The sequence below is a fragment of the Roseibium sp. QJM3NY_11 genome, assembly GCF_056173175.1.
The window spans coordinates 2,862,091-2,886,151 of sequence record NZ_CM149660.1 but is presented as its reverse complement, the minus strand read 5'-3'; the positions used below and the strand labels follow the sequence as shown (position 1 = coordinate 2,886,151).

The following is a 24,061-nucleotide window of genomic DNA, read 5'->3' as shown; positions in this document are numbered from 1 at the left end:
AGCGTATCGCAGGGCGATGTGGGACATCGGCCAAGACGCGCGACGCGGCGGAACACGCTCATGTCAGGGCCTCCGGTGGCTTGTTTGTTGAGGTTGGTATTGTTCTTGTTTTTGTCAGATCCCAACCCTGAAACCGGCGGATGCGTGATCCTGCATCCGCCGGCCAGAGGTCTTGCCGCTGCCGCGGTTCCCTTTAGCGGATCGGATAGGCCATCATCTGACCGCCATCGCCGACCAGCGCGTTCGCCGTTTCCGTCAGTTCGATACCGAACGGGGTTTCCTTGCCCAGATGGCGCTCGAAGACTTCCGAATACGCGCCGACCTGGCTGAGAACCTGAAAGGCCCAGTCCTTCGGCAAGCCGAGCTTGCCGGCCATCTCGGCCGTCGCGCTGTCCGTGGCCAGCAGCCGGCGGACGCCTTTGGGCTGATTGTCCAGATCCGCGGCAATAGCGGCGACATTTTCGGAATTGATCCCGAACTGGTCGGCGTTCAGCATGACCTGAAAGGCCCAGAAGACGGCGGCTTCCAGCGCCTGGTCCGGCTGGGTGACTAGGGTCAGCGGCTCGGCGGAAATGACCTCTGGAAGAACCACGTATTCCTCGGGTGTGTCGGACAGTAACCGGTCGCTCAAGAGCGCGGTGACATCGGACGCATAGACGTTGCATTTGCCCGAATAGAAGGATTCCAGGCGCGCCGTCTTGTCGGCGATGTTCTCCACCCGGTAAGCGATATCCCGGTCCCCGAACCAGTCGGCTATGTTCAGCAGCGTCGTGGACCCGTCTTCGGCACAGACCGTCGCGCCGTTGAGCCCGGCCGCGCTTTTCACGCCGAGCGACCTGGGCACCATGAAACCCTGACCGTCGTAGAAGGTGGTCACGACGAACGCCATGCCCGGGTCGGCATCGCGGGTGCCGGTCGCGGTGATCGAGCGCGAGGCCATGTGGGCACCGTCCGCCACGAGCGTTTTCATGGAATCGGAAAACCCGATGCCGCGAATATCCGCCTTGGACGCATCCCCGAGAATGGCCGCTGCCGCCATCCGGCAGAAATCGGTGTTGAACCCCTGGTAGACGCCTTCACTGTCGGGCACCGAAAAGCCGGGGGAATTCGGATTGACCAGGCAGATCAGCTTGTCAGTCGCCTTGATATCGTCAAGCACCGGTCCGGAATGGGCCGGAACGGCCAGTAGCATGTTGGTCAGCACGATCGCTGAGGACAACAATTTCTTCATCGGGATCATCCTTTTCCTTCAGTCCGAAGGAGGCTCCGTAAACGCGCCTCAATACCTGTATACAGGTATACTATGACAGTTTCTTGAAGCCTTGACTATCGAAAACGGCGCTCCGTCACACCCATGCGGCGTGGCACGGTTCACCCGGCCTTCCCCTTGTGCAACCGGCGGCCCGTGCGCGACAGGAATGCACAGGAAAGGAAGAACCAGACACCGACGAGGGCATAGGCCTCGATGGCATGACCACGCCATCCCGGATCGCCGAAGGACATGCGCGCGGTTGCTGTCAGGTCCAGAATTCCCACGACAACAACCAGCGAGGTGTCCTTGTAGGCACCGATGGTGCTGTTCACCAGGGACGGCAGGCTCCGGCGGATCGCCTGGGGAAGCACGACCAGACGCATCGCCTTCCAGTAGGGCATGCCCAGTGACCTGGCCGCCTCGCCCTGCCCCGCCGGCAGAGACAGGAGCCCGCTGCGCATGTCTTCAGCGAAATAGGCCGCATGAAAGAGAACCAGCGCGGTCAGCGTCGCCGTCACCGGTGACACGCCGACACCTTCAGGCAGGGTCAGGGGCAGAACGAAAATGCCGACGAACAGGACTGTCAGCATCGGAACGCCCCGGGCAATCTCGATATAGACGGTGGCGAACCGGGACAGGAACCAGTGCGTGTCCTGAACCCGCGCCAGTGCCAGCAGAATGCCCAGCGGAAAGGCGAGCGCCACGGCGATGATCGACAGCATCAGGAGGATCGGCAGCCCGTTCCAGCGCACCGGATCGACCGCCTCCAGCCCGAACACTCCCCCACCCATCAGGACGAATGCAAGGCAGATGCACAGACACCAGGCAAGCGTCAGTTGCCACACGCTCAGGGACGGTCCGCGCCCGGTTAACTGGCGGCAGGTCAAAACGGCCAGCCCGCAGAGCAGCAGCGAGACCGCCGCCGGCCGGACATGAAGGTCGTAAGGATAGGTTCCGAACAGGATGAAGCGCGTCTTCTCGACCAGGAACGGCCAGCAAAGGCCCCGCGCAGCGGAACAGAGCTCCGCGTCCTGCCAGGGCCACACCGCCAGGAAAACGGACCATCTCAGCGCAACAATCGCGATCGTGACGATCAAGACAGCCGACGCCACGGACAGAACCGCCGCCAGCGGCGAAGAAAACGCTGCCTTCAGCGATGCGGAAATACGTGCCGGTACTCTGTTCGCGAAACTCATCTGCTTTCCCTGACCGTCAGGCGCCGGTGCCAGCGGTTGAGCGAGGTGGTCACCGACAGGCAGATGACAAGGTAGATTGCCATCGTGATCAGCATCATCTCCAGTGGCTTGAAACTCTGGTTGATGATGGTCCCGGACACCGACATCAGGTCTGAGTACCCGACCGCGATGGCGATCGACGTGTTCTTGATCAGGTTGACATACTGGTTGTTCATCGGCGGCACCACGATGCGGAACACCTGTGGCAGGACGACCAGCCGAACCGTCTGCCACGAGGTCAGACCGAGCGCCTTGGCCGCCTCTCTCTGACCGGCGGGGACAGCCTGCAACCCGCCGCGTACGACCTCTGCGATCTGGGCCCCGTGATAGATGCTCAGTGTCACCGCCACCACCGCGAACTGCAGGGAGATGCGCCCGCCTCCCTCAAAATCAAATCCTTTCATCCGGGGGAATGAAAAGTCGATCCCGAGGCCGAGAAGAAACGGCAGCAGGACCGCGAAACTGACGACCGCAAGGCGGACCGACCAGGGGACCTGCCGTCCGGTGCACCTCAGGCGCCGGTCCGCCAGCCGCACCAGCAGGTGCCCTCCCCCCGGTCCCGCGCACAAGGCGACCAGCAGGGTCCAGGTGCCGGGGTTCCAGACCGGCGCAGGGAAATTGACGGCGCGGTTGGACAGGTGAAACGGTCCCAGCGAAAGAGCCTCGCGTACATGCGGCAGGCCGTTGACCGCAGCCGTGTAGACCACCAGCAGAATAAGTATTTTCGGCAGGTTCCGGAAGAGATCGACATAGGCGAGTGCAAGCCCCCGGCCGACCGGGCTCGGGCCGACACTCAGCAATCCGAAACCGATCCCGATGAGGGTCGAAAGGACGCAGCACACAATGGCCAGGAGAATCGTGTTCAGGACACCCGCAAGGATGACCCGCAGATAAGTGTCGCCGGACGCATAGGGGATCAGGGATTCGCTGACATCGAATCCGGCTTCCTGTGCCAGAAACCCGAATCCCGGACTGGCGCCGGCGGCTTCGAGATTGGCCAGAATATTCAGGACAGCAAGCGCGGCCACAAGGACAACGGCCAGGGCGGCGAAACCATCGGAGATCCGGAGGCGTCGTTTGCGGGGCGGTGGCGCACTCGAAGGAATCATAATATACATGTATACTAGAACATCACTCCGTCCTGTATACAGGTATGCCTGAAAATTGCAAACGGGCATCCGCCAAAGAAATACACACCATGCCCCAAGGTCCTCAAGCTGAAAGCAAACACGCGTACGCCCTCGAAGCGTTGCGGCGGTCGATCTGTCTGGCGACGCCGGATGAAGACATGGTTCTTCATGAAACGACGCTGACTGCCGAATTCGGCATGTCCCGCACCCCCATCCGGCAGATCCTCCAACGGCTGGCTTACGAACGGCTGGTCGAAACCCGCAGCGGGGTCGGAACGGCTGTCGTCCCACTCAGGCCGGAAAACCGCGCCCGGGACGCGCTGGTTCACAAGGGCATCCTGGAAGCGGTGCTTCTGCTGGACCTTCCGAAGCTCAGCATCACCCAGCATTCCGACATTCTGGCGATTTCCGGACTGGCCTCCCTGGCCGGGGAGGACGACCGCGATCTGCAATACGACATCAGAAGCCGGTTGCATGCGCTGATGTCCGCGTTGATCCCGGACCCGATCCTGCGGGATGCGTTTTCAGCCAGTTACTGGCGGATCGTGCGCTGGCAGATGAGTGACCTCGCGGCCGATGCTCCTGCCGCGGCAGAGGCGCTGCGCGGACTTGTCCTGCACCTTGCGACCTATGAGGCGCAAAACAGTATCGACCTGTTCAACCGCGTTATCGAAGCGGAGAAGCTGCAAGGGTCCCGCTGACGGATACAACCGCGCGTGTTTCAGCCCCCCTCCTCCTGCGCGGACAAGACCGCCCCTCGAACGGCGCGCTGAAAGCATTGCCTGTGTGTGGCCTGAGGGACCAGGCCTTGTTGCGAGGCGTTTCCTTGAGGACACTGCGATCGGGCTTGCGGGAACATGCCGGGATGTTCCCGCCCGTCCATCTTCGCCCCACCTTCGCCCCATCTTCGCCCTGTCTTCGCCTGCGCCGCCTGAGCCGGGCAGGCGCGGTGCTCGCGGCTGCCGATCCGGACGTTACCACGACCACTCAGATGGCGATGAAATTCGGAATTCTGCTTCCCGGCCGCTTTGCCGGTGACTACTGGCGAATCTACGGCGACACGCTTTCGGCGACGCTCTTCTTCTGAGCCGGAGAACCCGTTTCCTGGTTGTTTTTCAAAATTTTCGCTGTTTTGCAGAAACTGAATAGCCGCCTTGCGAATCCGTTCCTAAAACGACTCCCGGCAGCAAATGCACTGGCTGGTGGCGATGCCTTTCGGTCAAGGCCGGCTCTCAGACGATTCCGATCCACAGGGTCGAGCCCACGACTTCAACAACAGATACATCGCGCGGTTTCAAGCCAGGATCAAATTGGCGAGATCCGGTCCGCCAGGCAACCTATTCATGCGCATCAAAAAAAAGCACACGATCCCTTCCGGCTTGTCGAATTGTCATACAGACGTTCCATCGACATGGAGTTTCCCTCCACCGAAATCCCTGCCATCCTCATTTTCCAAACGCGTATTCAGCACCCTGCGCCTCGCCACACTCGACATCGTTCTTGGAACCGCTGTCTTGGCCGCACCATCCGTCACGGCGGTCCAGGCCGGGTCCGTCGGTGTCGCGGGCGCCGATGGAACCTCCATCACCAACAGCGATGCATCGTCCACCACGAGCACAACGCCGGGAATAAACGCGGGCGTGATCGACCTCACCGCAATTGCCGGTATCGCCAACGGCGACAGGGTTGATTTTACAGTCGACGGCACAACAACCACAGTCACCATCAACACCGGCGATACCCTGGCCGACTTCGCGAATGATATTTCGGCAATCTCCGGTATCACCGCCTCGGTCACGAACTTCGGCACCAACGACACACTCACAATCTCCTCGGAATCCGTGAATACGCAGGTTGTCGCAGCGAATACGGCAGGAACACCGTTAACCGCGCTCGGGTTCGCACTGATCCCGGGAACACTGCCGGTGGTGACCACGCCAGGCGGAGACGGCACCGATGGCGGCAGCGGCCAGATACAAGTCGCGGGGACGACGCTCACCGTTGCCGACACGATTACCGGCGGAGCCGGCGGCAAGGGCGGAACGACCGTCTACAATCTGACCGCTACGGACGGCGGCAACGCCGGTGCCGGCGGAGCCGGGCTTTCCTATACCGGAACCGATTTGCAGACGCTGACCAACACAAGCACGATCACAGGTGGCGCCGGTGGCGTGGGCGGTGCGGGAACCGGACCCGGTGGAAACGATGGCGCAACCGGCAGCGGCGGAGCCGGCATCACCAACACCGATGCCGGTGCCGCGGGTCTCGAGATCGTCAACTCGGGAACCATCTCGGGCGGCCTGAGCGGCGATGGAACAACACGCGCCAGGGCCATCGATCTGGTCAATTCCGGCAATACACTTTCCTTGAAGACCGGGTCTTCTCTGGTCGGCGATGTGGTTCTGGGCTCCGGCGCGGGCACCCTGAAACTGGATGGCACCGGCACCGAGGTCTCCCGTTTCATGGAGACACAGACGATTGTCGCGGCCGACAGATCCAACTGGACCCTTTCCGGCGATGTCGAGCTTGCAGCTGGTGGCACGCTGGCGTTCACCACAGCGGGCACCAGCACACTGACCATGAGTGGAACCCTTGATGCCGATGATCTGAGCAAGGCCGGCAGCGGAACGCTGCTTGTGACCGGCGACAACTCCAGTCTTACCGGCACGACAATGCTGAATGCCGGCAAGCTGGTGGTCAACGGCAGCATCGGCGGCATCACCCTGAATGGTGGTACGCTTGGCGGCTCCGGCACCGTCGGCTCGTTGACGGCCCGGTCCGGTACCACTGTCGCGCCCGGCAATTCCATCGGCACGCTCAATGTCTCCGGCAATGCCAGCTTCGCCTCCGGTTCCACCTTTGCTGTAGAGGTCGACGAGGACGGCAATGCCGACAAGCTGGCCGCCACCGGTGCGGTGACGATCGATAGCGGCGCTGCGGTCAGCGTGAGCGCGGAGAACGGCACGGACGACGGCTCCACCTACGCCGCCTCCACCGCCTACACGATCCTCACTGCAGGCACCGGAGTGACCGGCACCTTCGGGTCCGTCAGCGAGAATTTTGCCTTTCTCGACGCCGCGCTCGTCTATGGCGCGAAGGCCGTCACGCTGACCTTGACGCGCAATTCTTCGGGTTTTTCCTCCGCAGCCCAAACGCGAAACCAGCGCGCAACGGCCAATGGCGTCAGCAGCCTCGGCAATGGCAATTCCCTCTATGATGCGGTCGTTGTCCTCAGCGCAGCGGACGCAAGGGAGGCCTTCGACGGTCTTTCGGGCGAGATGCATGCCTCAACTAACACGCTTCTGGTTCAGCAAAGCCGCTTTGGTCGCGATGCCGTTGGCGAGCGTATTCGCGGCGCGTTCGACGGACTGGCGGCGGGTGACCTGCCGATGATCGCCTACAACGGCGCCGGTCAGGCGCTGGACCGCTCCATGGACGTGACTGCCTGGGGCAAGGCCTACGGCAGTTGGGGCGAGACCGGCGGCAACGGCAACACGGCGCAGATGGACCACACCAGCGGCGGTTTTTTCCTCGGTCTGGATGCGGACATCTTCGACGGTTGGCGCGCCGGTGTGCTGGCCGGTTACGGCAAGACCAGTTTCGACGTTGACGCCCGCACCTCGTCGGGGGATGCCGACAACTACCAGCTCGGTGCCTATGCCGGCCATCGGTTCGGCGCGCTCGGCCTGCATCTGGGGGCCGGTTATGCCTGGCACGACGTTTCCACCACGCGCAATGTCAGCGCGGGCACGCTCAAGAACACCTTGAGCGCCGACTACGCGGCCTCCACCGCGCATGTCTTCGGAGAAGCCGGTTACATGTTCGAGACGCCGTTTGCCCGGCTTGAACCCTTCGCGGGAGCAGCCCTTATCCATCAGCGCAGCGATGGCTTCACCGAGACCGGCGGCGCGGCGGCACTCACCGTTGCTTCCACATCGCAAACCCTTGGCACCACCACGCTCGGCCTTCGGGCGGAAGCACAGATCGCAGCTATCGGCGCGTTCAACGCCTCGCTGACCGGCAGCCTTGGCTGGCGTCACGCCATTGGTGATCTGGATGCGGCCTCGACGATGCAGTTTTCCGGTGGTGATGCCTTCGACATCTCCGGCACGCCACTCGACCGCGACGCCGCCCTGATCGAGGCCGGCCTGAACTTCGGCATCGGCGACAGCCTCAGCGCGACTCTCGGCTACAGCGGCGAACTGGGCGAAACCGCAAGCGATCACGGCGTCAACGCAAGGCTGTCGGCCCGGTTCTAGAAGGTCAGATTGACCGCGCGCACCCGCGAGCAGACAGACCGCGGCATATACCGCGGTCTGAAAAACCGGTCTTGCAAACCCGTCTTACTGGGCCGGAATGCGCAGGACCTGGCCCGGATAGATCTTGTCCGGGTGCGAAAGCATCGGCTTGTTGGCTTCGAAGATCGCCTGATACTTGGCCCCGTTGCCATAGGCCTTTTCGGCGACCGCCCACAGCGTGTCGCCCTTTTCCACCGTGTGGAAAGTTGCTTCCGGCTCGCTGGTGGCGACCGAAATCTCTTCTTCGACCTTGCCGATACCCAGAATGTTGCCAGCGGCAAGGATCAGCTTTTCACGGGCTTCCTGTGTCGGTGCCGCGCCGGCGATCTTGACGGTATCGCCATTCACCTCGACCTTGACGTTGCCGTCCAGCCCAAGATCAGCAACTTCCTTTTCGATCGCTTCCGCGCTCGAGGCCGGAGCTTCGTCATCGCCGAAAAGCTTTTTGCCGGCATCCTTTACAAAATCGAAGAAACCCATGTCATTTTCCTTTTGAGCGTGCTGATGCGAAACCCGCCGGCCACCCTTGTGGTAGCAATTTCACGTAACGGCATCATATTGCAGAATTATGGTACACGCGGAAGCAATTTTCCCGCGCCGCGCTCGCTGGCAAATGAGATGCTGCTGCCGGCAGTGTGACCGCATAGCCTCCAGCAGCACTTGCGATTGTCCGTGCTCTTGGCTGGATTTGTGAACCGCAGTGCCTACATCCGGTCCTGGAAACCTGCTATTGCGAGACCCATGACCTCATCACAGACGCCATTCCGGTTCGACAATTCCTTCGCCCGCGACCTGCCCGGTTTCTATGTGGCCTGGGAAGGGGCAAAGGTGCCCTCCCCGGAGCTGATCCTGTTCAACACCGCGCTGGCGGAAGACCTTGGCCTGGACGGCTTGCATCGCGAGACGGCCGGAGCCGCTGAAATCCTCTCCGGCGTGACAACACCGGAAGGTGCGTACCCTCTTGCCCAGGTCTATGCGGGCCACCAGTTCGGCGGCTTTTCCCCGCAACTCGGCGACGGCCGGGCGCTGCTGATCGGTGAAATCCTCGATCAGGCCGAGCGCCGCCGGGACATCCAGTTGAAGGGCTCGGGTCCGACGCCGTTTTCGCGCGGCGGTGACGGAAAGGCAGTGATCGGACCGGTGTTGCGCGAATATGTCATAGCGGAAGCCATGCATGCGCTCGGCATCCCGACAACGCGCGCACTCGCAGCCGTGACAACAGGCGAAACCGTCTATCGCGACGGTGAGAAACCCGGTGCGGTCCTCACGCGCGTGGCCGCCAGCCATTTGCGCATCGGCACATTTCAGTACTTCGCTGCGCGGGGCGAGACCGACAAGCTCGGCCAGCTCGCCGACTATGCAATCGCACGCCATGATCCGGACCTGACCGGCGCCGACGGCCGCTATCTTCACCTGTTGCGGCGGGTCGTGGAGCGTCAGGCTGCGCTTGTCGCCCGGTGGATGCTGGTCGGCTTCGTCCACGGCGTCATGAATACGGACAACACAACCATTTCAGGGGAGACCATCGACTATGGCCCCTGCGCCTTCATCGATGCTTATGATCCCGCTGCCGTGTTCAGTTCGATCGATCACGGCGGCCGCTATGCCTTCGGGCGTCAGCCGTCGATCCTGCAATGGAACCTGGCGCGTCTGGCCGAGGCGCTGCTGGCGCTGATTGCACCGGACGATCCGGACGGGGCCGTGGAACGCGCCAGCGCGGAACTCGGCCGCTTCGCCGATCTCTACAGGACGCACTGGCTGACCGGCATGCGCGCCAAGCTCGGCCTGGAAACCGAGGACCCGGGCGACCAGGATCTTTGCGAGACCCTGCTGGGCCTGATGCAGCAACAGGGCGTCGACCACACCTTGTGTTTTCGCCGGCTTGGCGACGCCGCGGCGGGCGCACCGGACAGGTTCCGGGATCTGTTCACCGATCTGCCTGCAATCGATGCCTGGCTGCTGGACTGGCGGCGGAGGCTTAAGCAGGAGGCCGCTCCGGACACGGACCTGAAGGCCCGCATGAACAGGGTCAATCCGCTCTATATACCACGCAACCACAAGGTCGAAGAGGCCCTGTCCGCGGCGGAAACCGGGGACTACACATTTGTCAGGACCTTGCTGGAGGCTGTCAGTTCTCCGTTCGAGGAGCGGCCCGACCTGGAGGCCTACGCCGAACCGGCACCGGCCGCCTTCGGACCGTACCAGACCTTCTGCGGAACCTGACGAGGCTTCAAGGGCCTACCCGCGCGTCCCTGAGACACCCCGCCCTGGGCCGGAACCGGTACCAGGTCCGCCGGCCGATTTTGCGTGATTGTCCGTCACAGCGCAAACGGCGAAGCTAGCCTCTTGCCCCGCCTCTGCCTCTGGGCATAGTCTCCGGTAAAACCACCCATGCTTCGCCGGTCCCGGCACCTGATGAAGGAAATTCACCCCATGTCCACGCCCGCCTATGACGACCAGAATGTGTTCGCGAAGATCCTGCGCGGTGAGCTTCCGTGCCAGAAGGTCTACGAGGACACGAAGACCCTGGTGATCATGGACATCATGCCGCGCGGCGACGGCCATATCCTGGTGCTCCCGAAAGCCCCGTCTCGCAACATTCTGGATATCGATCCCGAGGATCTCAATGCCGTCATGGCGACCGCCCGGAAGATGGCGCGGATCGTGATCGAGGCCTTCGATGCGGACGGCACGACGATCCAGCAGTTTTCGGAACCGGCCGGTGGCCAGGTGGTGTTTCACACCCACGTCCATGTTATCCCGCGCTTCGACGGCGTGCCGCTGAGGCCGCATACCGGCGACATGGCCGACCCGGACGTGCTCGCAAGCCAGGCGGAAAAGATCCGCGCGGCCCTGAGCTGAGGCGGCGGCCAAAACGGCGCGGCATCTTTCTTCAGAACGCGCCGTTCAATGCATCGAGCCCGAGCCAGCCGGCCAGAAGAAACACTTCCGCCGCCAGCACCCCGACCACAACCCGCTGCCTGGACAGAAAAAACGCCGCGAAGCCGAAACCGGCCGCCGCCAGCCGAAGCGACAGCGATGTTTCGGCCAGAGCCCCTTGCGGAAACAGGATCAGCTTGGAAATGACGCCCGCGACCAGCGCCGTCGCCACGCAGCGGACCCAGATCAGCAGCTCGCCGTCTTCCCGAAGCCAGCCGCCCGCAAAGACCCCCAGCCACCGCCAGACATCCGTCGCCAGCCAGCCGGCGACGAGGATCATCACGAACGGCCACCACCAGGTATCGGCAATGGCCACGCTCGCCACCTGCCCGTCCATCACGACAGCCCCCGGCGCATGAGGCGTGTGCCCAGATAGGCGATCGTGCCGCCGGCAAGCCCGGTCCACAGCAGATCGAGCCCCGGCAGATACAGGAAGAACACCGGCCCCAGCGCCAGTCCGGTCACCATCGCGGCCTTGTCCGCGTTCAGCCGCGAGGCGCCCCAGAGCGAACACAGGAAATAGACAGGCGTCAGAAGGAACAGCGCGCCCGCCACCACATCCGGCAGACGTTCCACCAGCAGATAGGCGACCGCCGTCATGCAGAAGACGAATCCGGAAACGGCGCCACCAAACCCGACGAAGAACGGCAACCGGCCTTCCCTCGGCATGTTGGGCAGGTTCTTCATGGCAAAGACCCAGGCCGTCACCGCCACGAAGTGGGACGCGATCAGCAACTGCCAGCCGCGGGTCTTGCCCGGCACCTTGATGAGCGGCATCAGCGCCATCGTCATCGGCATCAGCCTGACGGACGCCAGCGCGACGGCGATACCCGCGGGCAGCAGACCCATGCCGGACGAAAGCGCGCCGGTCAGCACGACAACCGACGGCAATGCCCAGACAAGGCCGGTCATGGCCAGGGTTTCGGCCAACGTCAGTCCGGTCTCGCGGGCCAGTCCCGCATAACCGACAAAGGCGGCCGTAAGAATAAGTGCGGGGATGGATATGGCAGCACGCGCGCCACGCAGCATCCAGACCCGTGCGGGAGGCAGCGGATCTTCGGGCGCGACAGGCGGCGCAGACCGGGATTGGGCAGTCATGGACCTGATCTCAAGAACTGGATTTTAGTAAGGAAGCCTTACCTTTATACGGACAAGCTGTCTAGGTCACGGCCTCATAAATGAACGCGAAATGGTTTGAGGCGGATTGCGCGTCATCAAGGATCCGGAAGCGGCCGGTCAGACCGATCGGGTCAACCCGCCGTCGATGCGAATGTTCTGGCCGGTAACATAGGCCGCCTGATCGCTGGCAAGATAAGACACCAGACCGGACACTTCGTCGGCACGTCCGTAACGGCCCATCGGAATGCGGGCCAGGCGGTCCTCCTTTTCCGGCAGGCTGTCGATGAAACCCGGCAGGATGTTGTTCATGCGCACGTTTGCGGGTGCGAACTTGTCTGCAAAGAGCTTGGTGAAGCTTGCCAGCCCGGCCCGGAAGACGCCCGATGTGGGAAACAGCGGATCCGGCTCGAAGGTTGCGAACGTGGAAATGTTGATGACCGTGCCGCCTCCCCGTTCGGCCATGACCGGCGCGACCAGCCGGCTCGGGCGTATGACGTTCATCAGGTAGGTGTCCATGCCGAGGTGCCAGTCCTCGTCGGATATCTCCAGAATATCACCTTTCGGACCATGCCCGGATGAATTCACAAGAACATCTATTCTTCCATATGTTTCCAGAGCTTTTTTTACAAAAAGCTTCAAGTCATCACTGGACAGATTGGAGCCCGTAAAGCCGACACCGCCAAGCTCTCCGGCCAGGGCCTCGCCCTTGCCGGAGGAGGACAGGATCGCGACGCTGAATCCGTCCGCCGCGAGCCGCCGCGCCGCATCCGCCCCCATGCCCGAACCACCGGCCGTGATCAGCGCCACCTTCTTGTCGGTCATTGAATATCTCCTGTTCACATCGTCACCATAGCCGGTCATCGGGACCGGCACCGGAAAATTGTTTCGCTGAACGGGCCGCGTCGGAAACGTGAATGAACACCAATGCAGCCACGGCATTTGGTGCAAGGCAGCACACCCCTTCCGCGACGGGTATTTTATGATAGCCTAAACCTGAAATTGTCTAACGCTGGGGATACATACATGCCGATCGGACTTGTTCTGGGCGGAGGTGCGCCGCACCTCCCCTTGATGAGTGGCGCCTTGCTTGCGCTCGACGAAGCCGAACTCGATTTCAAGGTCATTTCCACCACGGGCGCCGGCATGCTGGCCGGCCTCCTTTATGCCTCACCGGAGCGGGAGCATCCGGGCGAGAGCCTCCGGCAGGCCAGACAGCGCACACTCAGGGCCACCAGTTCGATGGGCATCGAGGACGCCATCTACCGGTTCATGCCGTTCAATTACAAGGTTTTTCAAAAGCCCGGGCCGTTCGCCGAAGCGCTGGCGCCATTCAACAACATGTTCCTGAAATTTCCCAGGGACACCATGCATCAGCGTCTTGCAGGTGACTGGCTGGCCCTGATGTCCGCGACCTTCACCCCGTCCACGCTCAACCCGTGGAGCAAGGGCCTTTGCCAGCCGCCCTCCTGGATCGACGGCATGACCGACTTCGACGGGCTCGGCGTCAATCTTGGCGAAATCGCCTTCCGTCTTGGCGCCTATTGTGTCGAGGACCGGGTCGATGTGTCCTTCAACCAGGAAGACCTCACGATCGATCACTGCAAGGCCGCTCTCGCGATGCCGTTCATCTATGAGCCCTACAAGCTGCCCGTTCCGGGTGCCGGCACCGGGACGAAGACCTATCTGGAAGGGTCCGCATTCGAACCCTTGCGCCTCAACCCGGAAAACATCATGGTCGACAACAACATCGACACGATCATCTTCTTCGACATTCTGGGTCACCGCAAACTGATCGATGAACCGCGCGACCTGACGGATGCCTGGGTTCAGTCGATCATCGCCCCCCTCACCCGCCTGTCCGAAAACAGCCTGGCGACGTTCAAGACCAAGCGTGCGCAAAACGCACGGCAGCGGTTTTTGAATGCCTACCAGCGGGCGGCGGGCCTGGCCGGTTCCGACGTCGGCGCCTTCAGGGAGAAACACGCCCAAATCTTGAAGGAACAGGAACTGTATGAACTCGCGGACCTTCTCGGCAGCGCCGATGTCGACCTGGCCGCTTTCAGGAAAAGGGTCGCAGCGCTACCGGCCGATCACAAGGACCGCAAGCTGAAAGAGATCGTGAAACTCGCCGGTGAAGATTACGCCGCCTTCGTGGATGCGCGCGAGGCCTATCTGAAGGCGCGCGAGCTAGCCGAAGGCGTGCCCTCGGAGCGCCCCCGAACGCACAGCCGCCGGTCGGAACTGCTGCGCATGCCGTTCGGCCGGCATATTCCCGACCACCACTGGCCCAAGATCCTGGACTGGAGCCATTCCAACATGTCGACGCTCTTCGACATCGGCTACGACACCGGCAAACAATTTGTCGCCAACCACAAGAACCGGCTGGAAAGCAGCATGGCGAAGGACCTTGCCGGAGCCATGGCCTGACACTGCTGACAAACTCTCAGTTGGTCCTCCCGGACAAGTGCAGCGACGCTGCGCGATGATCCGGGATCCGGGATCCGGGATCCGGGATCCGGCATGTCAGCGCGAGCGAAGGCGAGCACAAGAGCAAGTCAAGCATTTGAAATAATTATTAAAGACGCGCCTACGGCGCGAAGAATTCGCTGGATTCCGGCTCTGGCCATGCAGCTGCGCTGCAGACCGTCCGCAATAACGCCGTGGGTTTGTCCACAAACTGAAAAGCACCGGACGGATCCGGGGCTTTCGATGAATTCAGTCAGTCAGACGGCTGATCGTCCAGAAGCTGATCGCTTTCCAAGCGTTGGAGCATCGGGCGTTTCTAAAACGCCCGATGATCAATCCGCCAGCGGGACTTTCGGCACCAGGCTTTTCTTGGCCGGTCCGCCCTTGCCGGGTGCGGACTTGGCCTCCTTGGCCGTTGCCGCCTTGGCAGCCGGTTTGCGCTTGCGCTTGGGTTTGGGCTTGGTCTCTGCCCTGGCCTTTGCCTTCGGCGGCGACGCGCGTTCCTCGATGCTTTCCAGCAACAGGCCCTTGCCGTCCTCGGAAACCGTCACCTTGACCATGCCACCCTTTTTCAGCTTGCCGAACAACACTTCGTCGGCAAGCGGGCGCTTGATGTGCTCCTGAATGATCCGGCCCAGGGGACGGGCCCCCATCTGGCTGTCATAACCCTTGTCGGCCAGCCACTTGGTGGCATCCTCGGTCAGTTCGAACGTGACACCGCGATCCGCCAGTTGCACTTCAAGCTGCATGACGAACTTGTCGACGACCTTGTAGACGACCTCCATCGGCAGATTGCCGAAGGGAATGATCGCGTCGAGGCGGTTGCGGAATTCAGGCGTGAACAGCTTGTTGATCGCCTCGGCGTCGTCGCCCTCCCGCTTGATCCTGTTGAAACCGACAGGCGTCTTGGCCATGTCCGCGGCGCCGGCATTCGTTGTCATGATCAGGATGACATTGCGGAAATCGACCTGCTTACCATTGTGATCGGTCAGCTTGCCGTGGTCCATCACCTGCAGCAGGATGTTGAACAGGTCCGGATGGGCCTTCTCGATCTCATCCAGCAGCAGCACGCAATGCGGATGCTGGTCGATGCCGTCCGTCAGCAGACCGCCCTGATCAAAACCGACATAGCCCGGAGGCGCGCCGATCAACCGGGACACCGTGTGCCGTTCCATGTATTCCGACATGTCGAACCGGATCAGTTCGACACCGAGCGAGGACGCAAGCTGGCGCGCGACTTCGGTCTTGCCGACACCGGTCGGACCGGAGAACAGGTAGCTGCCGATCGGCTTGTCCGGTTCGCGCAGGCCCGCGCGGGCCAGTTTGATGGCCGAGGCCAGCGTCTCGATCGCCGCGTCCTGGCCGTAGACCACGCGTTTCAGGTCCGTTCCGAGGTTTTCCAGCAGCTCGGTATCGTCCTTGGAAACGGATTTCGGCGGGATTCGTGCCATGGTGGCGATGGTGTTCTCGATTTCCTTGACGCCGATGGTCTTGCGCCGCCGGGCTTCGGGAACCAGCATCTGCGACGCGCCGGTCTCGTCGAGAACATCGATCGCCTTGTCCGGCAGCTTCCGGTCGGCGATGTATTTCGCCGACAGTTCAACAGCCGTCTTGATGGCATCGTTGGTATACCGGACCTTGTGGAAGTCCTCGAAATAGGGCTTCAGGCCCTTCAGGATATCGATGGCATCCGGGATCGACGGTTCGTTGACGTCGATCTTCTGGAAACGGCGCACCAGAGCCCGGTCCTTCTCGAAGAACTGGCGGTATTCCTTGTAGGTGGTCGAGCCAATGCAGCGGATGGCGCCGGAGGCCAGCGCGGGCTTCAGCAGGTTCGAGGCATCCATCGCCCCGCCCGAAGTCGCGCCCGCACCGATCACGGTGTGGATCTCGTCAATGAACATCACCGCACCCGGATAGTCCTCGACCTCCTTGACCACCTGTTTCAGGCGCTCCTCGAAATCGCCGCGATACCGGGTCCCGGCCAGCAACGAGCCCATGTCGAGCGAAAAGATGGTTGCGTCCTTGAGAACGTCCGGAACGTCGCCGTTGACGATGCGGCGCGCGAGGCCTTCCGCAATCGCGGTCTTGCCGACACCCGGGTCGCCGACGAACAGTGGATTGTTCTTGGACCGGCGGCACAGGATCTGGATCGTGCGCTGGATCTCGGTGTCACGGCCGATCAGCGGATCGATCTTGCCCTTCAACGCCTTCTCGTTGAGATTGACGCAATAGGCTTCAAGAGCATCGGTCTTCTGACTGGATTTCTTTTCCGTCTCGGCGCCCGGCAGCACGTCCTCTTCCTCCGCCCCGTCGACCGGACGGGCATCCGACATGCCCGGACGCTTGGCGATGCCGTGCGAGATGTAGTTGACCGCGTCGTAACGGGTCATGTCCTGGTCCTGCAGGAAATAGGCCGCATGGCTCTCGCGCTCCGCAAAGATCGCGACAAGCACGTTGGCTCCGGTCACTTCTTCCCGGCCGGACGACTGGACATGGATCACCGCACGCTGGATGACCCTCTGGAATCCGGCGGTCGGCTTGGAATCCTCGTCACTGTCCGTGACCAGGTTTTCCAGCTCCGTTTCGATATAGTCGATCAGGTTCCGGCGGATCGTGTCCAGGTCCACATTGCAGGCCCGCATGACGGCCGCCGCGTCCTGATCGTCGAGCAGGGCCAGAAGCAGATGCTCCAGCGTTGCGTACTCCTGCTGGCGTTCATTGGCAAAGGCCAGAGCCTGGTGGAGCGCTTTTTCAAGACTTCGTGAGAAGGAAGGCACGTGCGATGGTCCTCACTTTTTTTCCATGACGCATTGCAGCGGATGCTGGTGTTTGCGCGCGAAATCCATGACCTGGGTGACTTTCGTTTCCGCCACCTCATAGGAAAAGATTCCGCATTCCCCGACGCCGTGATGGTGAACATGCAACATGATGCGTGTCGCCTCTTCCCGGTTCTTCTGGAAGAAACTCTCCACAACATGGATGACGAACTCCATGGGCGTATAATCGTCATTCAGCAGCAGCACACGATAGAGATTGGGCCGCTTCGTTGCTGTTTTTGTCCGGGTGACAACAACCGTTCCGGCGTCGCCACCGTCATCGTCATAATCAGAGCCCGCCGACATTACCGTTACTATCGCCTCAATCACTCCGGCCATCACCAAATTTCGCGGTTTCGATCAGACTGGCGGATGCGGCTGGTCCGGAGCTTTTCCGGGCCGCGGGTCACGCCGCCTGTCGATGAACGTCACCGGCAATCCTGCCGCGCAAGCCGCGCTCGCGCAATGGTCGATTTCATCAACATTCAGATGAACAGCACAATCAGGACGACTGCGCTGCTGTTATTGATCAATGTAGGTCGCTTGAATTCGATTAAAAGATGGGAAAGCAACGCAATTCGGCATCCCGTTGTCGCAGGGCAAAAAGGCCCGCACTGCCGGGCAAATCTGTGCATATATGAAAAAACCCGGCTCAAATGAGCCGGGTCCCAAATCCGACGCCGTCGTGAAACGGCTGAAATCGTCGGTTATTTCGCCATTTTGCCCATGACGCCTTCGTAAGGCTTGTAGGCATCCTTGGACAGGTCGGTGACCATTTCACCGATTTTGGTCATTTCGCCGACAAACCCTTCATAGGAGGTTTTGACGTAATCGGCCTGAGCCTCGAAAGCCTTGTCCAGGGATTTTGAAGCCACGAGCTTCTCGACTGCGGCGGTGCTGTCTTCGAAGGACTTCTTCTGATAGTCGGCCACCTCGGCGGCGATCGCCTGGAAACCCTTGCTGAAAGACCCGAAAGACGCCATGGCCATGTCCATGTTGTCCTTGCCCAGTTTCTGGATATCTTCAAAGTTGTTCATCATTTTCACTGCCCTCGTCCAGCGTCCCGGTGCCCTGGAGTCCCGACTTCGGGCCACCTTGGACGACCGGTTCGTTTCTTGCGTTACCTAACGAGACTTCGAAATAATGCACTGCAACATAAGTGTCAAGGTGTTTTTGCGATGCAAAAACAACCCTAGCGCGAAGATTGAATTCTTTTTGCCTGAATCGTGCCGTTTATCAGGTGCGTTAAATTCAGCAGACCACACCCATAGGTTCATCACCTCACGTTCAATACGGCCGAACGGCCAGATGAACGCCCTCCGTGATCATCTGCACGCCACCGACGAGACAGCAGACCCCAGAAAATAAACGGACTATTAACGCAAAATATACAGTCATTAGAAAAAATTACTTAAAGAAAACCAATAATTACTTTCTCTTTAAATTTAACCAAGCATTAACTCTAACAAAAAACTATTTTTTTAAGTGCTTTTCATGTCATTCATTTACACATTCGTAACCGTGATTCAATCAAATGGCCTGAGAGCAACGGGGCGGTGGCTTGAATCGCACGGGGGTTAGATCCAGGCCGCGCAGCTCCAGATACGAACCGTGTAACCCGATATGGGATAGTTATTGTGTTTGGTATGCGTTTTCTTCGCAATGCAGGGACCCTCGTCCACACAGGCAGGCTCCTGGTCCTCGGCGTTCTCCTGTTGAGCCTTCCGGCAACGGCCCTGGCCAATTCGAAGTATGCGGGCATCGTCTTTGATGCCAAGACCGGCAAGACCCTCTATGCGTCTTCGGCCGATGCATACAGATATCCGGCCTCGCTCACCAAGATCATGACCCTTTATCTTGTCTTCGAGGAACTCGAAGCCGGACGGTTGTCGCTGAGTTCCCCCCTGACCGTGTCCAAATACGCGTCTGGACGGCCACCCTCCAAGCTTGCCCTGAAGCCGGGCAGCACCATCAAGGTCAAGGACGCGATCCTGGCTCTGGTCACCAAATCCGCCAATGATGTCGCCACCGTCATCGCCGAGAATATTGGCGGATCGGAAAAGAAATTCGCCGAACGGATGACGCGCACCGCGCGCCAGCTCGGCATGTCCAAGACCACATTCAGGAATCCGCACGGCCTGCCCAATTCGGGGCAGCGGACCACGGCGCGTGACATGGCCCGGCTCGGCATCGCCGTCCAGGAGCGCTTTCCCCAGTATTACGGCTACTTCAAGACACGGGCCTACAAATACAAGGGCCGGACCTACGGCAACCACAACAAGCTGCTGGGCCGGGTCAAGGGTGTGGACGGCATCAAGACCGGTTATATCCGCGCGTCCGGGTTCAATCTGGTCACCTCGGTCAACCGCAACGGCCGCCAGATCGTCGCGGTGGTCATGGGCGGCAAGACCGGGGCCTCGCGCAACGCCCAGATGACCAAGCTCATCGGCCGCTATTTGCCGAAGGCCAGCAAGGGCACGAAATCGGCGCCGCTGATCGCCACACGGGGCGTTCAGCCGAGTTTCGTGGCCGCCTCCCTGTCCAACCCGCCGCTTCCCAACGCCAAGCCCGGCAGCAAGCCCGCGCCGGCGACCGGTGCGCCGATGCTGCTTGCCTTGAACGCACCGGCGCCTGCTCCGGCACCCGTCGTTCCCAAGCGCGCTCCCGCATTCGCCTCGGCCACGGTCTCGGCGCCTGTTGTCTCGTCGAGAGCCGCGCCGGCTCCGGTCGCCGTTCCCGGCTTCGGTACAAACGTGCCGCTGCCGCCAAAGGCGATCAGGCACCGCCTGGACAGCACCTTCGCGGTGGCAACGTCCCTGCCCCCGATCCCGCCGGACAGTCCGGATGCCCCCCTGACCACCAATTCGATCTCCAGGGTCGCATTGTTGCAGGCGGCCCGCGCCAAACAGTCGGGCAGCGCCCAGCCTCAGAGCGTGCCTTCCCAGCCGATGCCGACCAGAAGCGTCAAGGTCGAGACGATCGCGGTTAACCCCACACCGGTGGAAACGGTCGCGGCAGAGCTGGAAACGGCTTCCGACACCGTCACCGTGGCAACCAGCGACACGCCCGATGTCGAACCGGGCTGGCAGGTTCAGATCGCCGCCGCCGAATCGGAAAATCAGGCCATTGCCATGCTGAAAAGCGCCAAGGCCAAAACCGGAGCCTCCCTGCGGGGCCGCGTCCCTTATACCGAACCCGTTGAATCCGCCGGACAGACCCTTTACCGGGCGCGTTTCATCGGCTTTGACAGCAAGTCCGCAGCCTGGAACGCCTGCAAATCCTTGAAAAAGGCAAAATACGCCTGCTTCGCCATCTATCAGTAACCGCGTAACGGATCCGTCAATGTCTTCTGAGAAGCGTGTCTTTAGCCTCGTTGATTTTCGCCGCGAGGAAACCGGAGCCTCCCTGATCGGGATGGACCCGCATCATCAACCGACGGTGCGCGGCTCGAATTTCCGCGTCCCCGGCCTCACTCGAAAGCCCCAGGATCTGGTAGGCCTCCTCATCTGTCATGGGGCCCGGGCCAGGCGCGCTTCCCTGCCGATCTGTTCCATCCGGCTGGAAGTGTTCTCGCCAGTCGGCAAGCCGGCGGTCGAGATAAGCTTCGACTAACTGCCGGCTCTGGCCGTCCTGGGCAGTCTCCTGCCAGAACTGTTCCAGTTCCGGCTCACTCAGGTCATCGAGCTCGCGCCCCTGATGGCCGCCGACCAGGACCGTTCCGGACATGGCGCCCGTGTCATGGTCCAGTTCCATTTCCACCATTGCGGTGCGGACCCGGGATCGTTGTCCCGATGCCTTTTTCGGATTGTAGCCTCTCCCCAGCCGGCTCAACCCGGCAAAGCCCAGCACCGACAGGCCGAGCCCCAGCAGCGGGATCGCCAGGATCACCCGGCCGGTCAGGGCGAACACGGCGGCCAGACCGAGCAGAAACACGCCCGCCAGGGTGCGCAGCCCGCTTGCAAGGGCCGCCGGGTTCGCGGTGACAAAGCGGTTCGCGAGCAGCAACAGCGCCGAGAGCAGTATCAGGCCGATAAGCAGATAAATCATTTGGCAGGCTTGATCTGTTCCAACAGGAGGCGTGCACTGTGCCCGCCTTTCTTCTCCAGTGCCACAAGAGCGTCTCGCCCGCCAGCCGCAAAAACGGCGACGGCCTTGAGCAGTTCGGCCAGTTGGCGTTCCGCACCCGGCTCGAACCGGCAATAGGCACCGCGGGTCAGCCTTGCCATTTCCCGGAAGGCCCGTTCAGCGACGCTGTCGCGCCCTTCCTGAAACAGGAACATCGGCACGCCGAGAAGACCCAGCCGCCCGGCCTTGTCGCACAGGTCATCAACGTCTTCTTCCATGCAATCGCCCACATAGACAAGTGCGGCAACCTTCTCCGCGTCGGCGGACTTCAGGGCCGCCGACAGAACCTTGCCGATCTGGGTGCGCCCGCCCTGGCAGGAAATGCGGCTCATGACGGTGGCAAGCTCGTCGCCGTCCGCAAACCATCGCGATGCCCTGCATTCCCCGAACCCCCGGAAATAGACCAGCTTGATCTGCAGTCCCGAGATCTTGCCGGCCTCCCGGAACATCTCCGACTGGATATGGCAGGCCTGATCCCAGGCCGGCTGACGGCTCATGGTCGCATCAAGCGCGAAGATCAGCCGCCCACCCTGTCCGGTATCCGGCGTCGCCCGCACCTTGTCCAGAAAGGCCGCCACATCCGAAGCCGCGGATTGCGTGTCGGGCCTCTGGTCCTGCCGAATGAACGGTACCTTTGTACTCTTGCCCGTTGGTGCCACCACGGCCGCTGTCCTCCTGCCAATCGCTGACCCTCAAATTGGGACCGTCAGCCCGGTTTGGCAAGCGCACGTGCGGCGGTGCCGCACACGTGCGGATCAATTCGCGATGGCAACCGCGCCTTGGCGCCGGGCCTTCAACGGGCGCGCAATCCGGAGATAGAGCTCGACGGCAAGGGCGTTCGGTACCCAGCAGGCCCAGGCAATCACGGGATAGGCCACCTCAATGTCGGCCCCGAATGCCATGGACATGCCCAGATAAAGACGCAGTGTCACCGCAGCAAAAGTCAGCGCTGCCGAACGCATCATCCAGGCCGCGTGACGGGAGACTTCCCTGCGCAAGGCAAACACAAGGGCTGTTGCCGTGGTTGCGAGCCATGCCACCGCCAGCACACCGAATCCGATGCCTGCGAAACTGCCTGCGGTGGTGTGAAAGGCAAGCTGAAGCCCGGCAAGCCCGGACACGAGAATCGCGGCGACATAGACCCGCCCGAACCAGCGGTGGATCGCGGGCCGCCGCGACCTGAGAGCCGGCCAGAACTGGAACGGCATCACCGCCAAGGCGATCGGGGCCAGGCCGATATGGGCGTAGAGTGCCAGGGCGTTGCCATCGAGATTATGGGCAACATGGTCCATGGCCACGGCCACGCCGTCGGGAACGAATCGGTACGACACGGCCGCGACCAGCACCGACAACAGTCCCGCAACGAGATAACCGCCCCAACCGAAAACCCTCAACACCCGTTCCATTGCCGACCTCCATTAAACTTGACACTGTCAAGATAAGTCGCGACTTGACACTGTCAAGTCAATCGTTGATGACGCTTTCATGAAAACACCCGCTTCGCCCGCGCGCCGCCCCCGGGATGGCACTCTCAAGACCGCTCTTGTGGATGCGGGCGTCGCCCTGTTGCGCAAGCGGGGCCCAGACGGTCTTTCCTTGCGGAAATGCGCGGCCCAGGCGGGCGTGTCACACGCGGCCCCGGCCTATCATTTCAAGAATCTGGCCGGCCTTTCCACCGCCATCGCCGCGCGCGGCTACAGCGTGTTCTGCCAGACCATGACGGCACGGCTGGAACAGGCGGATGCTTCAGCCATGGACAGGCTGAACGCGATCTGCCACGGCTACCTCGATTTTGCGAGCACGCAGCCGGAACTGTTTCTGTTCATTTTTTCCGGCCAGAGCTTCAACAAGGAAGACGATGAGTTCGAACGGCATTCCTCGAATGCCTATGCGATCCTGCGCGAAGCCTGCGCCCCGTTCGTGCCGTCGGGCGCGGAACCGGAAGAGGTCGAAATCCTGGTCTGGTCCGTCGTGCACGGCTATGCGCACCTGACCATGACACGCAAGGCCGACAGCCCGAGATTTCGCGACAGCTGGCCGAAACTGGATCTCCTGCTCGAGCACCTCGACAGAGCATTGGAAACCGGGCGCGGAAATGATCGCTAAAGCAGGCAGAGATCCGTCAGGTCGCGGCGCATGTCATCCGGCATGGGCTGGGCGTCACCGCCGGTTTTCAAGTCCGCCGGCGCGTCCGCGGCCTTGAGATAACGCCAGCCCTGAAACGGGCGTTTCGGCTGATACTGTGTCAGGATCAGCCTGGGCTCCATGACGAGGTCACAGCGCTTGATCCCCGCCTCATCGGTGAAGGGCCGGATGTCGATCAGGTGCTGCCGCACCTGAATGCGGCCCTTGATCACCCAATAGAGCGACCCGCCATCCAGCAACTCCTCGCTGCGGGACGGTGTCATGCGTGTGGTGTGGACCGATTCCGCCGGCAGTCCGGTCCGGGCCGCATTGTCCATGCGAAAATCGATCCAGGCCTGCAGCGATTCGACGCTGTCGGCTCCCACACACAGTTTCACGAGATGCAAGGTCATGCCTGTGACGTAGCAGGCCTGCGGGCAAGGTCAAGATCGGGCTGTCAGATGGCGGTGGATTGTGCCTGGGGTGGCGGCATCACCGCGCGCACCCGGCCTCGCAAAGACCACTTTTGTATCGATCAAATGAACCGCTATGA

At 61.6% G+C, this 24,061-nt stretch carries 22 protein-coding genes; 8 read left to right on the top strand and 14 right to left on the bottom strand.

The window, feature by feature from the left end; all coding sequences use genetic code 11:
- Positions 1–193: 193 nt before the first annotated feature.
- The 3 genes from AC0VX3_RS13420 to AC0VX3_RS13410 form a co-directional block, all read right to left on the bottom strand.
- Entirely contained in the window at positions 194–1,231 is a 1,038-nt protein-coding gene (locus tag AC0VX3_RS13420) for a type 2 periplasmic-binding domain-containing protein (protein ID WP_475525107.1), read from the bottom strand.
- Positions 1,232–1,371: 140 nt separating this feature from the next.
- Entirely contained in the window at positions 1,372–2,448 is a 1,077-nt protein-coding gene (locus AC0VX3_RS13415) for an amino acid ABC transporter permease (protein WP_475525106.1), read from the bottom strand.
- A complete protein-coding gene (locus tag AC0VX3_RS13410) occupies positions 2,445–3,605 on the bottom strand; it encodes an amino acid ABC transporter permease (protein WP_475525105.1) in 1,161 nt (386 codons plus the stop codon). Before AC0VX3_RS13410 ends, AC0VX3_RS13415 begins: the two co-directional genes overlap by 4 nt.
- Positions 3,606–3,775: 170 nt before the next feature.
- Between AC0VX3_RS13410 and AC0VX3_RS13405 the strand changes: the two genes are divergently transcribed.
- The 3 genes from AC0VX3_RS13405 (at position 3,776) to AC0VX3_RS13395 (ending at position 7,876) form a co-directional block, all read left to right on the top strand.
- The gene (locus AC0VX3_RS13405) at positions 3,776–4,318 is read left to right on the top strand and encodes a GntR family transcriptional regulator (RefSeq protein WP_475525104.1); all 543 of its coding nucleotides are present in this window, start codon (positions 3,776–3,778) and stop codon (positions 4,316–4,318) included.
- A gap of 164 nt (positions 4,319–4,482) precedes the next feature.
- On the top strand, positions 4,483–4,704 hold the full coding sequence (locus AC0VX3_RS13400) for a hypothetical protein (RefSeq protein ID WP_475525103.1): 222 nt from the start codon (positions 4,483–4,485) through the stop codon (positions 4,702–4,704).
- 427 nt (positions 4,705–5,131) lie between these two features.
- Positions 5,132–7,876 (top strand): autotransporter outer membrane beta-barrel domain-containing protein, encoded by a 2,745-nt coding sequence (locus tag AC0VX3_RS13395; protein ID WP_475525102.1) that lies wholly within the window; start codon positions 5,132–5,134, stop codon positions 7,874–7,876.
- 84 nt (positions 7,877–7,960) lie between these two features.
- Here AC0VX3_RS13395 and lysM read toward each other — a convergent pair whose 3' ends face one another.
- Positions 7,961–8,395, bottom strand: a complete 435-nt coding sequence (gene lysM, locus AC0VX3_RS13390; protein ID WP_475525101.1) for a peptidoglycan-binding protein LysM — start codon at positions 8,393–8,395, stop codon at positions 7,961–7,963.
- 261 nt (positions 8,396–8,656) lie between these two features.
- Between lysM and AC0VX3_RS13385 the strand changes: the two genes are divergently transcribed.
- Both AC0VX3_RS13385 and AC0VX3_RS13380 read left to right on the top strand, forming a co-directional pair.
- Positions 8,657–10,138, top strand: coding sequence for a protein adenylyltransferase SelO (locus AC0VX3_RS13385; RefSeq protein WP_475525100.1), 1,482 nt, complete (start codon positions 8,657–8,659; stop codon positions 10,136–10,138).
- Between the two features lie 210 nt (positions 10,139–10,348).
- The gene (locus tag AC0VX3_RS13380; RefSeq protein WP_475525099.1) at positions 10,349–10,777 is read left to right on the top strand and encodes an HIT family protein; all 429 of its coding nucleotides are present in this window, start codon (positions 10,349–10,351) and stop codon (positions 10,775–10,777) included.
- Between the two features lie 31 nt (positions 10,778–10,808).
- On the opposite strand, the gene AC0VX3_RS13375 is transcribed toward AC0VX3_RS13380, so the two are convergent.
- The 3 genes from AC0VX3_RS13375 to AC0VX3_RS13365 all read right to left on the bottom strand — a co-directional run bounded on the left by AC0VX3_RS13375 (position 10,809) and on the right by AC0VX3_RS13365 (position 12,796).
- A complete protein-coding gene (locus AC0VX3_RS13375) occupies positions 10,809–11,192 on the bottom strand; it encodes an AzlD domain-containing protein (RefSeq protein WP_342892627.1) in 384 nt (127 codons plus the stop codon).
- The gene (locus AC0VX3_RS13370; protein ID WP_475525098.1) at positions 11,192–11,953 is read right to left on the bottom strand and encodes an AzlC family ABC transporter permease; all 762 of its coding nucleotides are present in this window, start codon (positions 11,951–11,953) and stop codon (positions 11,192–11,194) included. The genes AC0VX3_RS13375 and AC0VX3_RS13370 overlap by 1 nt, the downstream gene beginning before the upstream one ends.
- Before the next feature lie 138 nt (positions 11,954–12,091).
- The gene (locus AC0VX3_RS13365) at positions 12,092–12,796 is read right to left on the bottom strand and encodes an SDR family oxidoreductase (RefSeq protein WP_475525097.1); all 705 of its coding nucleotides are present in this window, start codon (positions 12,794–12,796) and stop codon (positions 12,092–12,094) included.
- Positions 12,797–12,997: 201 nt separating this feature from the next.
- On the opposite strand from AC0VX3_RS13365, the gene AC0VX3_RS13360 reads away from it, so the two are divergent.
- Positions 12,998–14,401, top strand: a complete 1,404-nt coding sequence (locus tag AC0VX3_RS13360; protein ID WP_475525096.1) for a patatin-like phospholipase family protein — start codon at positions 12,998–13,000, stop codon at positions 14,399–14,401.
- A 371-nt stretch (positions 14,402–14,772) separates the two neighbouring features.
- Here the strand turns inward: AC0VX3_RS13360 and clpA are convergent, their stop codons facing one another.
- The 3 genes from clpA to AC0VX3_RS13345 all read right to left on the bottom strand — a co-directional run bounded on the left by clpA (position 14,773) and on the right by AC0VX3_RS13345 (position 18,299).
- Positions 14,773–17,220, bottom strand: a complete 2,448-nt coding sequence (gene clpA / locus AC0VX3_RS13355; protein WP_475525095.1) for an ATP-dependent Clp protease ATP-binding subunit ClpA — start codon at positions 17,218–17,220, stop codon at positions 14,773–14,775.
- A gap of 12 nt (positions 17,221–17,232) precedes the next feature.
- Entirely contained in the window at positions 17,233–17,565 is a 333-nt protein-coding gene (gene clpS, locus AC0VX3_RS13350) for an ATP-dependent Clp protease adapter ClpS (protein WP_475525176.1), read from the bottom strand.
- A 401-nt stretch (positions 17,566–17,966) separates the two neighbouring features.
- On the bottom strand, positions 17,967–18,299 hold the full coding sequence (locus AC0VX3_RS13345) for a phasin family protein (RefSeq protein WP_475525094.1): 333 nt from the start codon (positions 18,297–18,299) through the stop codon (positions 17,967–17,969).
- A gap of 606 nt (positions 18,300–18,905) precedes the next feature.
- Between AC0VX3_RS13345 and AC0VX3_RS13340 the strand changes: the two genes are divergently transcribed.
- Positions 18,906–20,582, top strand: coding sequence for a serine hydrolase (locus AC0VX3_RS13340; protein WP_475525093.1), 1,677 nt, complete (start codon positions 18,906–18,908; stop codon positions 20,580–20,582).
- Between the two features lie 16 nt (positions 20,583–20,598).
- On the opposite strand, the gene AC0VX3_RS13335 is transcribed toward AC0VX3_RS13340, so the two are convergent.
- The 3 genes from AC0VX3_RS13335 to AC0VX3_RS13325 all read right to left on the bottom strand — a co-directional run bounded on the left by AC0VX3_RS13335 (position 20,599) and on the right by AC0VX3_RS13325 (position 22,790).
- Positions 20,599–21,306 (bottom strand): DnaJ domain-containing protein, encoded by a 708-nt coding sequence (locus tag AC0VX3_RS13335; RefSeq protein ID WP_475525092.1) that lies wholly within the window; start codon positions 21,304–21,306, stop codon positions 20,599–20,601.
- The gene (locus tag AC0VX3_RS13330) at positions 21,303–22,046 is read right to left on the bottom strand and encodes a vWA domain-containing protein (RefSeq protein WP_475525091.1); all 744 of its coding nucleotides are present in this window, start codon (positions 22,044–22,046) and stop codon (positions 21,303–21,305) included. The genes AC0VX3_RS13335 and AC0VX3_RS13330 overlap by 4 nt, the downstream gene beginning before the upstream one ends.
- 93 nt (positions 22,047–22,139) lie before the next feature.
- Positions 22,140–22,790 carry a DUF2306 domain-containing protein gene (locus tag AC0VX3_RS13325; protein WP_475525090.1) on the bottom strand — a complete coding sequence of 217 codons (651 nt, stop codon included), beginning with the start codon at positions 22,788–22,790 and terminating at the stop codon, positions 22,140–22,142.
- A gap of 79 nt (positions 22,791–22,869) precedes the next feature.
- Between AC0VX3_RS13325 and AC0VX3_RS13320 the strand changes: the two genes are divergently transcribed.
- Positions 22,870–23,490, top strand: a complete 621-nt coding sequence (locus tag AC0VX3_RS13320; protein WP_475525089.1) for a TetR/AcrR family transcriptional regulator — start codon at positions 22,870–22,872, stop codon at positions 23,488–23,490.
- Here the strand turns inward: AC0VX3_RS13320 and AC0VX3_RS13315 are convergent.
- On the bottom strand, positions 23,487–23,921 hold the full coding sequence (locus AC0VX3_RS13315; protein ID WP_475525088.1) for a DUF1489 family protein: 435 nt from the start codon (positions 23,919–23,921) through the stop codon (positions 23,487–23,489). The two genes, AC0VX3_RS13320 and AC0VX3_RS13315, sit on opposite strands and share 4 nt — an antisense overlap.
- Positions 23,922–24,061: the final 140 nt, after the last annotated feature.

Bases quoted from the DNA above. Each gene is read 5' to 3' on its own strand.
- AC0VX3_RS13420 (WP_475525107.1), bottom strand. From the start codon at position 1,231: ATGAAGAAATTGTTGTCCTCAGCGATCGTGCTGACCAACATGCTACTG.
- AC0VX3_RS13415 (WP_475525106.1), bottom strand. From the start codon at position 2,448: ATGAGTTTCGCGAACAGAGTACCGGCACGTATTTCCGCATCGCTGAAG.
- AC0VX3_RS13410 (WP_475525105.1), bottom strand. From the start codon at position 3,605: ATGTATATTATGATTCCTTCGAGTGCGCCACCGCCCCGCAAACGACGC.
- AC0VX3_RS13405 (WP_475525104.1), top strand. From the start codon at position 3,776: ATGGTTCTTCATGAAACGACGCTGACTGCCGAATTCGGCATGTCCCGC.
- AC0VX3_RS13400 (WP_475525103.1), top strand. From the start codon at position 4,483: ATGTTCCCGCCCGTCCATCTTCGCCCCACCTTCGCCCCATCTTCGCCC.
- lysM (WP_475525101.1), bottom strand. From the start codon at position 8,395: ATGGGTTTCTTCGATTTTGTAAAGGATGCCGGCAAAAAGCTTTTCGGC.
- AC0VX3_RS13385 (WP_475525100.1), top strand. From the start codon at position 8,657: ATGACCTCATCACAGACGCCATTCCGGTTCGACAATTCCTTCGCCCGC.
- AC0VX3_RS13380 (WP_475525099.1), top strand. From the start codon at position 10,349: ATGTCCACGCCCGCCTATGACGACCAGAATGTGTTCGCGAAGATCCTG.
- AC0VX3_RS13375 (WP_342892627.1), bottom strand. From the start codon at position 11,192: ATGGACGGGCAGGTGGCGAGCGTGGCCATTGCCGATACCTGGTGGTGG.
- AC0VX3_RS13370 (WP_475525098.1), bottom strand. From the start codon at position 11,953: ATGACTGCCCAATCCCGGTCTGCGCCGCCTGTCGCGCCCGAAGATCCG.
- AC0VX3_RS13365 (WP_475525097.1), bottom strand. From the start codon at position 12,796: ATGACCGACAAGAAGGTGGCGCTGATCACGGCCGGTGGTTCGGGCATG.
- AC0VX3_RS13360 (WP_475525096.1), top strand. From the start codon at position 12,998: ATGCCGATCGGACTTGTTCTGGGCGGAGGTGCGCCGCACCTCCCCTTG.
- clpS (WP_475525176.1), bottom strand. From the start codon at position 17,565: ATGTCGGCGGGCTCTGATTATGACGATGACGGTGGCGACGCCGGAACG.
- AC0VX3_RS13345 (WP_475525094.1), bottom strand. From the start codon at position 18,299: ATGATGAACAACTTTGAAGATATCCAGAAACTGGGCAAGGACAACATG.
- AC0VX3_RS13340 (WP_475525093.1), top strand. From the start codon at position 18,906: ATGCGTTTTCTTCGCAATGCAGGGACCCTCGTCCACACAGGCAGGCTC.
- AC0VX3_RS13335 (WP_475525092.1), bottom strand. From the start codon at position 21,306: ATGATTTATCTGCTTATCGGCCTGATACTGCTCTCGGCGCTGTTGCTG.
- AC0VX3_RS13325 (WP_475525090.1), bottom strand. From the start codon at position 22,790: ATGGAACGGGTGTTGAGGGTTTTCGGTTGGGGCGGTTATCTCGTTGCG.
- AC0VX3_RS13320 (WP_475525089.1), top strand. From the start codon at position 22,870: ATGAAAACACCCGCTTCGCCCGCGCGCCGCCCCCGGGATGGCACTCTC.
- AC0VX3_RS13315 (WP_475525088.1), bottom strand. From the start codon at position 23,921: ATGACCTTGCATCTCGTGAAACTGTGTGTGGGAGCCGACAGCGTCGAA.